General features: G+C 40.7%; 12 protein-coding genes and 1 riboswitch. Of the genes, 4 read left to right on the top strand and 8 right to left on the bottom strand.

Annotation, left to right across the window (positions count from 1 at the left end; all coding sequences use genetic code 11):
- Nucleotides 1–120: 120 nt before the first annotated feature.
- The 4 genes from OSJ91_RS03630 to OSJ91_RS03615 all read right to left on the bottom strand — a co-directional run bounded on the left by OSJ91_RS03630 (nucleotide 121) and on the right by OSJ91_RS03615 (nucleotide 7,583).
- On the bottom strand, nucleotides 121–3,864 hold the full coding sequence (locus OSJ91_RS03630) for a glycoside hydrolase family 3 N-terminal domain-containing protein (RefSeq protein WP_485891009.1): 3,744 nt from the start codon (nucleotides 3,862–3,864) through the stop codon (nucleotides 121–123).
- A 573-nt stretch (nucleotides 3,865–4,437) separates the two neighbouring features.
- Nucleotides 4,438–5,904 (bottom strand): aminoacyl-histidine dipeptidase, encoded by a 1,467-nt coding sequence (locus tag OSJ91_RS03625; protein WP_485891008.1) that lies wholly within the window; start codon nucleotides 5,902–5,904, stop codon nucleotides 4,438–4,440.
- A 39-nt stretch (nucleotides 5,905–5,943) separates the two neighbouring features.
- A complete protein-coding gene (locus tag OSJ91_RS03620) occupies nucleotides 5,944–6,585 on the bottom strand; it encodes a VanZ family protein (RefSeq protein ID WP_485891007.1) in 642 nt (213 codons plus the stop codon).
- Between the two features lie 173 nt (nucleotides 6,586–6,758).
- A complete protein-coding gene (locus OSJ91_RS03615) occupies nucleotides 6,759–7,583 on the bottom strand; it encodes a MerR family transcriptional regulator (RefSeq protein WP_485891006.1) in 825 nt (274 codons plus the stop codon).
- 106 nt (nucleotides 7,584–7,689) lie between these two features.
- On the opposite strand from OSJ91_RS03615, the gene OSJ91_RS03610 reads away from it, so the two are divergent.
- On the top strand, nucleotides 7,690–8,139 hold the full coding sequence (locus OSJ91_RS03610) for a GNAT family N-acetyltransferase (RefSeq protein WP_485891841.1): 450 nt from the start codon (nucleotides 7,690–7,692) through the stop codon (nucleotides 8,137–8,139).
- A gap of 90 nt (nucleotides 8,140–8,229) precedes the next feature.
- Here OSJ91_RS03610 and OSJ91_RS03605 read toward each other — a convergent pair whose 3' ends face one another.
- Together OSJ91_RS03605 and OSJ91_RS03600 are read right to left on the bottom strand one after the other, a co-directional pair.
- Nucleotides 8,230–9,246 (bottom strand): ABC transporter permease, encoded by a 1,017-nt coding sequence (locus OSJ91_RS03605; RefSeq protein WP_485891005.1) that lies wholly within the window; start codon nucleotides 9,244–9,246, stop codon nucleotides 8,230–8,232.
- The gene (locus OSJ91_RS03600; RefSeq protein ID WP_413015454.1) at nucleotides 9,243–9,968 is read right to left on the bottom strand and encodes an ABC transporter ATP-binding protein; all 726 of its coding nucleotides are present in this window, start codon (nucleotides 9,966–9,968) and stop codon (nucleotides 9,243–9,245) included. Before OSJ91_RS03600 ends, OSJ91_RS03605 begins: the two co-directional genes overlap by 4 nt.
- Before the next feature lie 117 nt (nucleotides 9,969–10,085).
- Between OSJ91_RS03600 and OSJ91_RS03595 the strand changes: the two genes are divergently transcribed.
- Entirely contained in the window at nucleotides 10,086–10,685 is a 600-nt protein-coding gene (locus OSJ91_RS03595) for a TetR/AcrR family transcriptional regulator (protein WP_350301238.1), read from the top strand.
- A 45-nt stretch (nucleotides 10,686–10,730) separates the two neighbouring features.
- On the opposite strand, the gene OSJ91_RS03590 is transcribed toward OSJ91_RS03595, so the two are convergent.
- On the bottom strand, nucleotides 10,731–11,990 hold the full coding sequence (locus OSJ91_RS03590; protein ID WP_485891004.1) for an MFS transporter: 1,260 nt from the start codon (nucleotides 11,988–11,990) through the stop codon (nucleotides 10,731–10,733).
- Nucleotides 11,991–12,324: 334 nt separating this feature from the next.
- Complete coding sequence (locus tag OSJ91_RS03585; protein WP_063236327.1) at nucleotides 12,325–12,516, bottom strand: hypothetical protein; 192 nt, start codon at nucleotides 12,514–12,516, stop codon at nucleotides 12,325–12,327.
- 329 nt (nucleotides 12,517–12,845) lie between these two features.
- Nucleotides 12,846–12,988: riboswitch (cyclic di-AMP (ydaO/yuaA leader) on the top strand.
- A 176-nt stretch (nucleotides 12,989–13,164) separates the two neighbouring features.
- Here OSJ91_RS03585 and OSJ91_RS03580 point away from each other — a divergent pair.
- Together OSJ91_RS03580 and OSJ91_RS03575 are read left to right on the top strand one after the other, a co-directional pair.
- Nucleotides 13,165–14,490, top strand: coding sequence for a TrkH family potassium uptake protein (locus tag OSJ91_RS03580; RefSeq protein WP_485891003.1), 1,326 nt, complete (start codon nucleotides 13,165–13,167; stop codon nucleotides 14,488–14,490).
- 23 nt (nucleotides 14,491–14,513) lie between these two features.
- On the top strand, nucleotides 14,514–15,170 hold the full coding sequence (locus OSJ91_RS03575) for a potassium channel family protein (protein ID WP_034310793.1): 657 nt from the start codon (nucleotides 14,514–14,516) through the stop codon (nucleotides 15,168–15,170).
- Nucleotides 15,171–15,234 lie beyond the last annotated feature (64 nt).

Here is a 15,234-nt window from a genome sequence, read left to right as displayed (position 1 = left end):
CGTACACTCATAAATGTAAACGCTTATATTCCATCTATTCAAATAATTTCATGCGTTTTTATTCAGCAACAAAAGAAGCCAATCTTTTTGATTGGCCCCTTCCTTCAATTTTGGTGTTCATTATCTTTGCCATTGGTAAGTAGCCACGGATTTGGCCGGCAGCTCACCCTTGATTTGTTCATCCTCGCTAATGAACTTGAATTTTTGAGGTTCATAGGATTGATTGATAACTATAGATACAAGTGTCTTTTGGTCAGGACTTAAGAATGTTACATTTGTAACCGTATCCGAAGAACCATAATCACTTTCAACACGGATGAACCCTGGCTTAACAAACTTGGAGAAATGCCCAGTTAAATAATATTCCGGAGTCAACCAGTAATTATCCCTATCAGCTGAATCTTGAATCAATAGTGTAGGATCCGGCTGACCCACCCATTGATGCGTTTGAATGTCGCTATCCAGCATGACCACCCAGGAATTATAACTCCTCGCCCAGTTTCTCATATATTGTGCAATTCGATCCGCACCATACGTTCCCCAAACTGCACGCTCCGTTAAATACACGTTTTTCTCTGGAAATAAGTTGTGTAATCTAGTCATTTCAGACAAGGATCCGCCGTAATCGTGGAAAGCCGTACCATCTAAAGCATCATATGCTCCCTTATCTTTTAACAATTGTTCCGCGTATGTTCCTGTATCACTTGGGTTATGATCAAATCCCCAAAGTTTTACATGCTTGAAACCGTTGTTATCGAGCTCTTTTCTTAGGAGTGTCGCTAATTCCGCTGCCTGACTGTAAGGCATATTGGTACTCGGGTACTCAATCTCCAGCATCGGTTCATTTTGCAAGGTCATTGCACTTATATCGATTCCCTGTTTCTTATATGCTTGAAAGTATTTCAAATAATATTTGGCCAGGATTGGCAGGTATTCGTCTTTCACCTGTCCTTTGATCATGCTGTCAGACGTTTTCATCCAGCCTGGAGGACTCCATGGTGAGGCAAAGAATGTAACATTCGGATTAATTTCCTTAATTTGTTTTAACGTTTCAATAATCTTATAATCGATATCCTTTTGGATTGAAAAATGCTTCAGATTAACATCCGTTTTCCCTGGCGGCATGTCGTCATACGTATAAAATTTCTGTGCCGTGAAGTCAGATGTGCCTATCGTTGTTCGAATAAGGCTCATTCCTATGCCTTTATTCGGATCTATCAATTTATCGAGAACTTCCTGTCTCTTATCAGAAGACATTTTCGTCAAATTATGAACGGTCGACTCATCCATTGAAGAACCGATCCCCAATATGCTTTGGTATTGTTTGGTCGGATCAATGTTTATGGTAGTAAGATTTGATGCATCCGGTTTGGTGATATCCATTTTTTCCTGCTTAGACAACTTCTTATCACCTCGTTGATACCTGGAATCAAAGTACCAAGCAACATCACTTGGTTCCCGTTCATTCGTAATCCATGATTCAACTGCCTTTGCCTTAATCACTTCTGCGGGTACATCCTCAGTCGGAGGAGGTATTGCCGGAATATTGCCAACCCGCTTGAATTCGAACCAGTTTAAGTTCAATGATCCCTCGATATATTCAAATTTGATCTTTTGTTTACCCTTCTTCAAGATGACGCCGTCAACTGTAGATGTGTCCCAATTTTGCCATCCCCCAGTGGATCCGACTCGTAACTTACCAAGCAGCTTCTTTTCTTCGCTAACGATATTAATCCCGGTTTGACCACTTAGATTCGCCGCATAACGAAAATCGGCTTGATAAAGGCCATCCTGTTCTACATTTATTTCGTACTCCAACCAATCTCTTCCATCCGCATACCCCATATTTAATGACCCTTCAGATGAATTTTCCGTTTGCAATCCGTATTGGGCGGCAAAATCCTCTGCTTCAATTTTCCCTGGTACTTTTAAGCCAGACTTTTCAGGGAGCTCTGGTTTTTCAGGCAGCTTTGGCGTAGCCTGCTTCTTCGTCAGACCATATCCATAATTAAACATAAAATAATCCTTTTTGTCCTCCCTATTTCCATAGGCTTCCAAATAGAAAGGCCAACTGACTGGCAATTTACCTGAAAATTCCTCAACACCGAGCAAGACATCAGCAACTCCTGCACCCTCAGTACCAGGAAGCCACGCTGCAACCAGACCTGACCAATCCTTCATTTCATCCGTAATGATCATCGGCCGGCCAGATACTAATACGACAACGATCGGAATATTCGGATCTGCCTTGCGGACATTCTCCAATGTTAATAGATCCATCCGATTTAAATGAAGATCAGTGGCATCACCATCAGTTTCTGCATATGGTTCTTCACCTACAACAACGATAGCAGCATCATTTCCTTTTGCTCCTCTTCCATGTTTGTTATAAGTGATTTTCTTTTGTTTTCCACCAACTTCTTTTAATCCTTCTAGAATAGTCGTACCTTCAGTCGTATCACCTGATTTCCCTTGCCATGATATCGTCCAGCCACCCGACTGCTTTCCGATATCATCAGCGCTTCTGCCTGCCACAAATATTTTGTCCATTTTCTTTAATTGAGAAAGAATCGGTTTACCATTCACTTTATCATTTTTTAATAGGACTAGAGATTCACTGACGGATTGACGCGCTATTTCCCTGTTCTTTTCAGACCCAAATGACTTAGCCAACTTTGGATCTGTCATTGGTTTTTCAAAAACACCAGACTCAAACTTGACCCGAAGAATCCGTGTAACGGCATCATCTAGCCTTTTTTCTGAAATTTCACCTTCATTCACCAGTTCTTTTGTAAGTTTAAGTGTCTCTTTCCAGTTTTCAGGCTGCATCAACATATCGACCCCAGCATTCACTGCCACGTCAATCTGCTGCTTTAACCCGGAAACCGCATTCCCATTTTGATCCTTCGTGATTTGCTGTATCCCATACCAATCAGAAATGACAAATCCCGTAAAGCCCATATCCTTCTTCAATACATCGGTAAGCAGCCGTTTGTTCGCATGCATTTTCAACCCTTCGATACTATGAAAAGAAGCCATCACCGTTCTGGCTCCTGATTCGATAGCCTCCTCATATATCTTCCTGTCATTCTTAAGTATCTCTTCTTCTGTATACTCAGTCACATCACCTTGATTGACTCCGCCTTTTGTATATCCTTCACCAATGAAATGTTTAGCGGTAGCTAGAACATTTTCCGTTTTCTTAAGGTTTTTGCCTTGAAGCCCGTCAATATAGGCTGCACCCATGGTGGCAACAAGTTTTGAGTTTTCTCCAAACCCTTCATACGTTCTTCCCCATCGGATGTTTTGGACATTTGCCATTGTCGGGGCAAACGTCCAATTCACGCCTGTAGATTTGATTTCTGATGCGGCAGCATATCCAATTTTCTCTATTAATTCTGTATTCCTAGTGGCACCTAAACCAATATTATGCGGGAAAATGGTAGCGCCTTTTACGTTATTATGACCGTGGACAGCATCTGCTCCATATAATAGTGGAATGCCCAATCGGGTAGAAACAGCCCCGGATTGATATGAATCCACTAAGTTTGACCACTTTTCACGGGTGCTGTTTTCCTCCTTTCCATCCGGAAAAGAACCTCCCCCGCTTAATACCGAACCTAATTTATATTCCTTTACATCATTTGGGGTTACTGAGGCTCGCTCAGCCTGTATCATCTGACCGACCTTTTCATCGATTGTCATTCGTTTTAACAAATCTTTGACTCTTTCTTCATCAGGTGCCTTCTCATTCATGTATAATGGTTTCCCTGCTTGCTTTGCCTTGACTGTTCCTGGTATATTCCCGACGAACAAAGTAATGGTAAAAATACACAAAATTATTATCGAAATGGTTTTTCTCATTTTTCTCCTCCATTATTTGATTTAGATTACTTTTTGCTTCTGATCCAGGTAAATCTCAAAACGAAATGAAGATGTATGTCACCCCCTTTAAAGAAAGATATGAAATATGTTTCTGCTAATCTAATTATTTAGAAGATGATTGAATAAAAAACAGAATGTTCTGAATTTAAAAGCCACTCTTCATTAATAACTTCCATCCTTAATTAAAGGGAATTCTGGCATTTTTAATTCATATTGATAAGTATACATTAAATTCATTGGTATGAATTTATAGGTACAAATGAATTATAAAGCGTTTACATATAATTGTAAACGCTTTTTTCACTTGAATATCAAGTCAACAAAACAGGATAATATCTACCTTTGATAGACTGGTTCTCTTTAATGGCTCTTTCTTACTCTTTCTAAAATTAATATAACTTCAATTATATTTTTAACTAGGCTCATGGAATTGATCATGTTCCATATCCTCGGGCTGTTCCTTTTTTCAACGAAAAAAAGACATCCTATCGTTGAACGATAGGATATCTCCAAATCTATTGAATTTCAATTGTTCCCCAAACATGCAGTTGTTTATAGATTCTTCATCCGCTTTAGTGTGTAAACAAAATATTCCCAGTTGTTTATGGTCGAAGGGATGCTTAAGTGTTCTTCAGGTGTATGTACGGAAAACATATCCGGCCCTAATGAAACAGTATCCAACCCTGGTATCTTATCTATGAATACCCCACACTCGATCCCTGCATGCACAGCGATGATTTCAATATCTTCCTGATATTTTTCTTTGTATGTCTCTTCAAATAATTTCTTGAGTTTCGAATCAGGATTATAGGGCCATTCCGGATAATCCGCGTCAACCAATAGCTTGCACCCAAGCATGTCAGCTATCGCCTTTGCCTGCGTGACCATATTATATTTGATGCTTTTGACCGAACTCCTGATTTCACTTTCGAATATCATTTCCGCTTCATTTGTTGTAACGACCCCTAGATTCGTCGAACTTTCGACTAATCCTTCTATTCCCATGCTCATTGCTTGAACGCCATGCGGGATTACCAGTAAGGAGGCAACGGCTTTAGTCACCGTCTCTTTGGAAAAAACGTTTGAAGAAATCGTTTCGATCTTTTCAAACCTAATCGATATCTCAGGGTCGGAAGATTGCAGTTCATTTTTAAAAGTATTCTCCCATTTCTGGAGTCTCTCCGTTATCTTCTGAACATCTTTAACAGAAATCAGTACAGTGGCATCCGCTTCACGAGGGATTGCATTCCCTTTCAAGCCCCCGTTGATTTGCTGTATGCAGCAAGGGAAGTCTGTCGTTAATTCATGTAATACTCTGCCCAAAAGTTTATTGGAGTTCCCTCTTTCCTTATGGATGGACATACCGGAGTGCCCGCCCTTCAACCCTTTAATCCTGATGTTATAAGATACAGCATCAACAATGGAAGCCGTTTCCCATCCGATTGGCAGGACCTGCCGCACGCGTATTCCTCCAGCAGAGCTGACCAGCAGCTTTCCATCTTCCTCCGAATCGATATTGATCATCATTTTCCCCTTGAAGTGAGCCGGATCCACGGCAAGTGCACCGTTCATTGTCGTTTCTTCTTCAGTCGTTATCACTATTTCAAGAGAGGGATGCGGAATATCATCGGCATCCAATAATGCCAAAGCATAAGCAACAGCAATTCCATTATCCGCCCCCAATGTTGTATCCGTTGCATACAACATGTCTCCGACAACCCTTAATTGAAGCGGATCTTTCTCAAAATCATGAAGCGTTCCCTTGTTCTTTTCGCAAACCATATCCATATGCCCCTGGATAATGACTGTAGGTGCATTCTCATATCCAATTGTGGCAGGCTTTTTGATAATCACATTCAGCGCCTCATCCTGGATCACCTCCAGGTTCCTATCCTTAGCGAAGCGAACCAGATAGTCACTGATCGCTTTTTCATTAGCCGATCCTCTCGGGATTTTGGAAATCGCTGCAAAATAATGAAACACCGGATGGCTCGATAATTCTTCTAACGTGCTATACATGGAAATACACCCTTTCATTTAACCTATTTGTACTGCCTCTCATCTTTTTACTTTTCCAGAATGGAACACTACGACTTTCTTGAACAAAGGATACAGAATGTACCCGAGATAAACACCAATCATATTCAGGATCAGGTCATCAACATCCAAACTTCCGCGCCGAAAAACAAACTGACAGATTTCGATGACTGAAATCGAAAGTAATGGATATAGAAATAGAAATTTCCTTTTAGCGGAGAGCTCTTTCCCTTCCCCGGACAACAAATACAGCCCGAATGGAATGAACAGCCCCACATTTGCGCTAAGGTTATAAAATGATACAAGCCCATTCATTTCATTCGATAAATATGAAAGAATCGTAGAAAAAGGAATCAAATTATACGAATATACCTGCCCCTCCGGTCGAAAGAACAGCAAAACCAATAACGATAAACTGTAGCCAAACAATACTGCCTGCCCTAAAAGGCGCGGAATTCTGATCGTTTCACCTCGAAAATAAAGAACCGCAAACGAAACGAAAAGAAGTATACAAAACCAGACAACCATGATCACCAAAGGATTCAAATATAATAGAAGCTGAAGAAAAAAAGGCAAACCGCACAAAAACATTGCTTGCGACAGTAAAAGGGAAAGCATGACCGATTTTAGAGATATATAACTCCCCCTTCTATTTATTACCAAATCAATTCATATCCTTATATCCTAGGACAACTTTAACAACCCGTCAACAAACTGCATTAACCTGTCATTAGAAAACCGTCAAGGATAAGCTTTTTCAAGGCTAAGGGCATTGCTTGGAATGATTCATTCGCATGTTTTAGTCCTCGCCCGAACTATGTGAAATCCCCCCAATCTCATTCCACTTCAACCATGATTTGCGTCAGGTAATTTTCATACCCCTTTACCGCGACTTCATCCAAGATGTATTCTTCGTACGCAAACGATTTGAGGTTCAAGTTTTCACTCTCCATGAATTGTAATATTCTTTCGTACGTTTCGGAGATATTTTTATAACTTCCTTTATGATAGGCAACAACATAGAGTCCCTTAGGTTTTGAATAGAAAGTGTGGGCTGGGTGCTTTTCCATGACTTTCGTGTACAAAAATGAATAGTCATCATGATTCCCATTGATGATGTTTTCTTTACTAATCATGGCACCGATAGGGAATCCTGTATAAAATTCATTCTCATTACAGAAATCAATGAAGTCAGATGTAGATTTTAAGAATTCCGCATCAGAAGAGTTCAGGATGGATTCACTAAGGAAGAGCTGTTCTTCCTCCTGAAGTTTCAAGGTGATTTGAGAGTCATCCATACAAATTGCTTTTTCAGTGAGGGATATTTTCGTTTCAATGATCTTCTGCACTCTGTGAAGGTTCTTTATCTTTTTTTCTAATTCTATGGTCTTTTCTTTGAAAAGTTCAATTAGTTCCATAGGTGACCTGTTAGTAAGAAACCATTTGATCTCTTTCAAAGGCATATTGAATTCTTTTAAAAGCGTGATGACCGAAAAAACTTCAAATTGTTGATAAGAGTAATACCGATAGCCCTTTTCGTTTTTTAAATCGGGAGTAAGAAGCCCAATCTCATCATAATGAATGAGCGTTTGTTTTTTTACATTGCATAATTTGGCGAATTCGCCAGTAGTAAAATATTTGCCTACATTTCCATCGGGCATTACGATCTCTCCTCTTGACTATATGGTAACCATATACCTTAGGGTATTAATATATCATGATAACAAAGCGGATAACCAGGTGCGAAATGAGGAAGGAAAATAAATGATGAAGACCACTATAAATGAAGTCTCGAACGAAAATGTGACGGATATTTTGAAATTGCGAATATACGAAAAGCAAAAGGCTTACATCGAAACGACTGAACAATGTTTAAAAGACGCTAAGGAATGTAAATATTACAGGCCAGTTGGGCTCTATTATGATGATATCTTGGTCGGCTTTGCGATGTATGGATTTTTCCCTGGGGAAGGCGAAAATGGCAGAGTGTGGTTAGACCGCTTTTTCATTGACGCTGCACATCAGGGTTTTGGGCTTGGAAGCATCATGTTGGAGGCATTAATAAAAAGAATAATAGAAGAATATGATTGTCCTGAAATCTATTTAAGCATAGTCGAAGATAATCAGGCTGCCCTTCATTTGTATAGGAAATTCGGCTTTGCATTCAATGGCGAATCAGATTATAACAATGAAAAGGTCATGATCAAAAAGGTATAAGTATCTATATCCTTTTCAACTCAAAAGTATGTCCAGGAAAACAAAAAAGCCGGTTCCTCATGTTCCAGGAATCCGGCTTTTTTTAAAGAGTTATAGTGCACGGTATTTTTTTAAACTAATGATATTGATGGTGATAAAAACGATGGCAAAGGTCAGGAGAATGAGCAGATCCAGTAAGACCTCATTGAACGTGAAGCCTTTGTACATAATGCCGTTCATGGCATCCGATGCGTAATAGAGAGGCATGATCTTGCCGATTTTTTGGAGCCAGTCTGACATGCCATCCAATGGGAAAATCCCTGTAAAGAAGACTTGCGGCACGATGACCAGCGGAATGAATTGTACCATTTGGAATTCAGAAGTCGCGAAACTCGATAGTAATGTACCGAGCGATAATGCAACGAGCGCGACCAGTATATTCGTCAGTAAAACGAGCCAAATGGAGCCAACAAGGACGATGTCCAACACATTGACAGCATATAGTACGACAATTATGGTTTGAACGAGAGCAAATAAGCCATATCCGATCACATAGCCCGCTACGATTTCGTATCTTTTAATCGGGGTGGCAAGCAGCCGTTCCAACGTACCACTTGTACGTTCTTTCAAAAGCGCAATCCCCGCTATTAAAAATACAAAGAAGAAAACAAAAAAGCTGACGAGCATCGGACTGAAGGTATCAAAACCCTTCGTGTTGGCATCTCCGTAAACATATTGCTCCTTAATGGAAGGTGTGTTTTTTTCATTCCCTTGCAAGCCTTGCATCATTTGCATTTGAACGGCCTTTGCACGGGTCGGTTCGTCGTTCAATAGTGTGAGTTTCATTTTGCCATTTTCAACATGCAGCCAGCCATCCGTATCATTTTCAATCATCTTTTCCTGTGAGAATTCCTTAGCAGCCGTTACTTGAAAATCCGCTTTTTTCAATGCTTTAACGATCGTTTCATCACTGCCTGTAACAACGATTTTCAAATCACTTGCTTCTGTATCGAAAATAAAATACATGAGCGTTAAAATGAGCAATGGAGCCAGGAAAAATAAAGCGAGCGTCCTTCGATCCCGGCGCATCTGCTGGGTAATACGAGTAACAAGAGAGGCAATTCTCATTTCATGCTGCCTCCAATCCTTAAAAAAACATCATCTAGCGTTTCTACGGCAAATTTTGCTTTTAAAGCTGCAGGGGTTCCTGCCGCGATGATTTCACCTTCACGCAGCATCGCCAGTTTATCGCATCGTTCCGCTTCATCCATCACATGCGTCGTGATGATGATCGTCTTATCATCTTCATTTCTTAAACGCTCAAGTTCCTGCCAAATCGATTGTTTCAGCAAAGGGTCTATTCCTACTGTCGGTTCATCCAAAATGAGAATCTCCGGATTTTGGATGAGTGCAACCGCAAGTGACAGACGGCGTTTCATTCCCCCTGAATAATGGGCAACCCGTACGTTCAAATCATTCGTCAACTGTACGATTTCAGCTGCATATTGAATGCGTTCCCTTCGTTCCTTTTTCGAAAAACGGTATAGCTTCGCAAAAAATTCGAGGTTTTCAGCTCCCGTCAGTTCTGTATATAAAGCATCGGACTGTGCCATATAGCCGACATCCATTAACAATGCTTCATTTGGCACTTCATGATCCAGAACCGTGACTTTACCCGCATCGGGCTTAATCAATCCGACAATCATTTTAATCAAAGTCGTCTTTCCGCATCCGGATGGACCTAATAAGCCAAAAATTCCGCTTTTTTCTATATTCAGGCTCAATGGCTGAATGACCTTCTTCTGCTGAAAACCCTTAGCCATTCCTTCAATGGAAATCGCATTTTTCATTCACACACATCCTCCCTCTTTAATTAACACGGTGTTGAGTGTATCATCATTCTAAGGCAGCAGTCGGTCTAATACAATCAACACATTTGGAAAAATGTTTAGTGAAGGAGACATTCCATGGCATCGATTCATGAGGATATGGTACAAAAGACGAAAAAGCAGATACAACATCATTTTATTGCACTCATTGAAGCAGAGGGGTTCTCACATGTATCAGTGAAGAAAATTGCAGAGCGAGCCAACATTAATCGGGGCACATTCTATTTGCATTACACAGATAAATATGAATTGATGGATCACTTACAGCAAGAATTGTTACATGAACTTCAAACCCGCATTACTGCCATTTTGCCGAAAGAGGCTTTTTTGGCTCTTCATCAACAACAACTTTACCCGCCTTTCATAGCGATTTTTCAATTCATCAGTGAACATGCTCACGCATTAAGGGCCATTCTTGGTGATCAGGGCGATCCTTCTTTTGCGAAAAAAATAAAGCGAGTTTTCGGTGAAGTACTGTTGGAGCGTTTGATCAGCCTGCATCCAGCAGCTAAAGAAGAAGCATTCCGCATGTATATGCACGCCTTCCTTACATCGGCGATTTTAGGGGTGATACAGGAGTGGCTAGAGAACTGTGAAGAACAAACGGCGGAAGAAATGGCCAAAATCCATTTTCAAATCTTGAACTTCATCAGCCAATTGCGCACATTCATCCAATGAACGATTCATTAAAGGCATGTTCCATCAACATGCCTTTAAATCGGATTACATCTTTTCCTTAGCTTCTACCTCTACATCACCAACGGAATAATACCTCCTTTTGGAGGTATTCATACTAAGCATCGACAATAAAATTGATAAAGCGAACATGATCATGGAACCTGAAATCACCACGAACCGAATCGAAATGAAATGAGCTGAAACACCAACAATTGCGGTAGACATGATGATCAATAATGCTTCTAACAAGCCAAAAACACTTCCGACCCTGCCCATGATGTCCACCGGAATATTATTTTGATAAAAGGTTTGAAAGCCGGTGTTGGCAAAAGCCAATGAAAAGGCAATGATGAAAAAACCGATGGCGGCCATTGAAAAGGAATTCGAAAAGGCAAAGATCATATAACCTATCGAGACAAATAAAGATCCAAGACCGATCATGTGCGAGATTTTCACTTTACTGATGAATACAACATTGACTATGGCCCCAGCAATGATGCCTGCCCCGGCGATGCTTACAAGGAATCCGTAATCGCTGTCCGACAAAAGGAGCACGGCCTTGGCAAACGCCGCTTCTTGGGAATCGATAGCCGTTTCCATCACCACAATGCAGCTGAATAAGAAATAAATGAGCATGATGTAGGAAGATTTCCGGCTGAAGTCCAGGACGATGCCCCAATCCTTTTTCATGATGGTCCAAGACAGGTAATGACTGGATTGTTCAAGGGGATGATCCTTTTCAAGATTAGGCATGAATAGGGTGATGATACCGGATAGTAATAAGGCAGCCGCGTTAATATAAATCGCTAAAACGGGCGTACCGATCATGAAAAGGATCCCCGCTAGCGCCGGTCCAATCAAAAAAGCTCCAGAATCCATTAAGCTTCGTAATGAGTTAAATCGTTTCCTCTGTTCAATGGGAATTAATTTTGTAATATACGACCTTGATGTTGTTACGAACATGGACCCTGCCATATTGACCACGAAGACAAGGGAATAGATGACCCAAATAGAAGAAGTCAATGGCAGCAATGCTATGAATACCGTGCGAAATAGGTCAAGTGCCACCATCAGATTCCGCTTATTTATCCGGTCGATCACGCTGCCTGCCCACACATTCGTTAATATGGAAGCCATCGGTTTAACGATATAAAGACCAGCTACCGCCAAGGCTGAATCAGTCATATCCAGAACGATTAAATTAAGGGCAATGAAATAAACCCAAGAACCAAAGTTGGAGATTCCTATTCCGCACAAAAGAATGGAAGGGTATTTCCAAGATACTAATGTATTTCTTAATTTCATCGCTTCTCCCCCTTTGACCGAATAATAAAAAACCCGGTCCCCCAGCAATGCGTCTCGGGACGAGATCAATTTGCGGTGCCCCCCCTAACTATCCTCGGCTGCCGTTCAAGGCTCTTTTGGAAAGTGGTCATTTCATTTACTTTTCTCCTCTTTACGCCTACTTAATTACTAAATTTTAACATTAATGTTTTTATAATGTAAATAACGCAAAAAAACTCATTCAAAATAAATGAGTTTAAAAGCAAAACAAGATATGGATTTTTCGCTCAGCGTTCCGGATAGAACACAGGAATACATAATTGAATACCGCTAATGAATGTTGGATTCAGTTGATTTACCTTAGGGAAAACAATTTTAAAAACGGATTCTTTTTCTTATCCGTTATCCTTAACTCATTCATGATGATTTGATCCTCATGATCGGCTATCCATTTCCTAAGTGCATCTTTATCCTGGCATTGTGTTAAATATGTTTGGCCACCCTTGCCTGTAGCATTAATAACATATCTATTGAACGTCTTCTCCATAATTGCCCGCCTTTTTAATAAAATGTATTGAATTTAAATAATAATGTACTGCTTTTACCTTTATCTTTTACAAAAGAAACATAATATATATGTTACAAATTTTGATTCGCAATAGCATGTTTTGTTTGAAACTATTGAATAAAGTACATCGATGCCGGTTATCATAATTGGATTAATCGAACCTATCATAATGTGCTAACTAATATTTGTCAATACGTTTTCTAAATGTAAATAAAACGTAAATTTTCAGTTTTGTTAAAGAAATATTTTTTTACGATTTAGGGGTTTACAACTGCTAAATGATGGGAGTAGAATACGTTTATCAATTTAATGCATTTCGGCCAAAACTCATGGAAAATGAGTACGGAGGACCCAATCATTTGGGGTTAATTCTGCCTTGCAGAAGGGATGAGATCAGCTCTTTCGCCATCCTACCCGTCAGCTAACTTCGTCGGCTAAAGCGAAGGAGGTCATAAGACCGCCTATTTCGGGAGCTTATTTTGCACGCTTTTTGTGACAAAACAGCAGTTCGAGGTTTTTCGCAGGTCTTTTTATTATGCCTTTAAAAAGATTCGAAAAGCAGATTGATGATTGAAATGTCATACAGTTTTACACAATTTTTTTATGGGTAGGGATGATCATTTGAGAATGACAAAATTGGATCCGCCAAAAATACTTGTACTCGGCTTTGCCATCCTGATACTTATTGGGGCCTATTTATTGACCCTGCCGATTTCCACAGAAAATGGAAATGGTCTTTCTTTTCTGGATGCTTTATTCACCTCGACTTCAGCTACATGTGTAACAGGACTGGTCGTAGTGGATACGGGATCGACCTTCACCACTTTTGGTGAGTTGGTCATCCTAACATTGATTCAGGTAGGCGGCTTAGGGTTCATGACATTTGCGACGTTTTTCTTTTTATTATTAGGCAAAAAGATTTCTTTAAAAGGCAGGTTACTCTTGCAGGAGTCCTTAAATAATCTATCCATGGCAGGTGTAGTCAGGTTAGTGAAACGGCTTTTAATTTTCACGGCCATCATTGAGGGCATGGGTGCCCTTATTTTATCGATTCGCTTTTCTTTTGACATGCCAATCGGCAAGGCGATCTATTACGGTGTTTTTCATTCCATCTCGAATTTCAATAATGCCGGCTTTGATTTAATGGGGGAATTCAGGAGTTTGACCCCTTATGTATCGGATCCATTCGTAACCCTTACCGTCGCCTTCCTCATCACGTTTGGCGGGATAGGCTTTATCGTGATGAATGAAATATACGAATATCGGAATACACATCGTTTATCCGTACATACGAAGATAGTTCTGACGACTAGCTTGACCCTTACGATTGCCGGCGCGATTATAATCTTTTTATTCGAGTTTGGTAACCCAAAGACATTGCAGCCTTTATCTTTCATGGGTAAAACGCTGTCGTCTTTATTTCAATCGGTATCACCACGGACGGCAGGCTCCAACACGCTGAATATCCCTGATTTAACTCAGCCTACATTACTGCTCATCATTTTCTTGATGTTCGTTGGGGCATCACCCGGATCGACTGGCGGCGGGATTAAAACGACTACATTGGCGACGCTTGTCGGAACGGTTTGGTCACAGATCAAAGGTAAGGGTGATGTGGTATTGTTCCGCCACCGCATCGTGAGTGAAACGATTTTTAAAGCATTATCCGTCACATTCATTGGTGTATTCGTGGTTTCAATCATCTCCATTCTGCTGACCATCACTGAAAGCGGAACTGACTTCTTGATGATTTTGTTCGAAGCCACTTCAGCTTTCGCCACCGTGGGACTTTCAATGGGTTTGACCCCAGAATTATCACCGGTTGGCCGGATGCTCATAATTTTCACGATGTTTGCAGGCCGGGTGGGTCCTTTGACTTTGGCCTTTGCTATCGCCATGAGGCGCAAGCCAGATCCGTTCCGCCGGCCAAAAGGGAAAATCATGATTGGTTAATAATGAATGGAGGAGTGTAAAAGATGGGAAAACGACAATACGCCGTGATAGGTTTAGGCAGATTTGGAACCAGTGTGGCCCATAGATTATATACGGCCGGTCAAGAGGTTTTGGGTATTGATGTCAACGAGGAAAGAGTCGAGAATGCGGAACTGAACGTTACCCATGCGGTCATGGCGGACACGACTGAAGAAGAGACATTGAAAGCAATCGGAATCCGTAATTTCGATTGTGTCATCGTAGCCATCGGAAATGACATGCAATCGAGCATTTTAACTACCTTGCTTTTAAAAGAGCTTGGGATCAAAAAGGTCATTGCCAAAGCACTTAATAAAAATCACGGTCAGGTGCTCACAAAAGTCGGTGCCGACTGGGTCATCTATCCTGAGAGGGATATGGGGGAACGGGTCGCGAATCAGCTCCTTTCCCCTAACATGCTGAACTATATAGAGCTCTCTAAAGAATACAATATCGAGGAAATCATCCTCCCCATGAGCATGAAGGGAAAAAGCCTCAGGGAGCTTGATTTACGGGCAAAATATAATATCAGCGTCATTGCCATCGTGAGTAATGGAGAAATTATCATTGCACCCTCACCGGATCAGGATATCCATGAAAAAGATATGCTTTTAGTGGTTGGCAATAAAGAAGATCTGGCCGTCTTTGCCAATATTGAATAATCCGGCAGGTTCCGGCTCTTGCTTTATGTAGCCCGATACCTATTTTGAATGCTAATACTACGAG

It is taken from the genome of Bacillus sp. T-10(2022) (assembly GCF_056502895.1).
The sequence above is the reverse complement of the archived record's forward strand: the minus strand, read 5'-3'. Positions and strand labels throughout refer to the sequence as shown.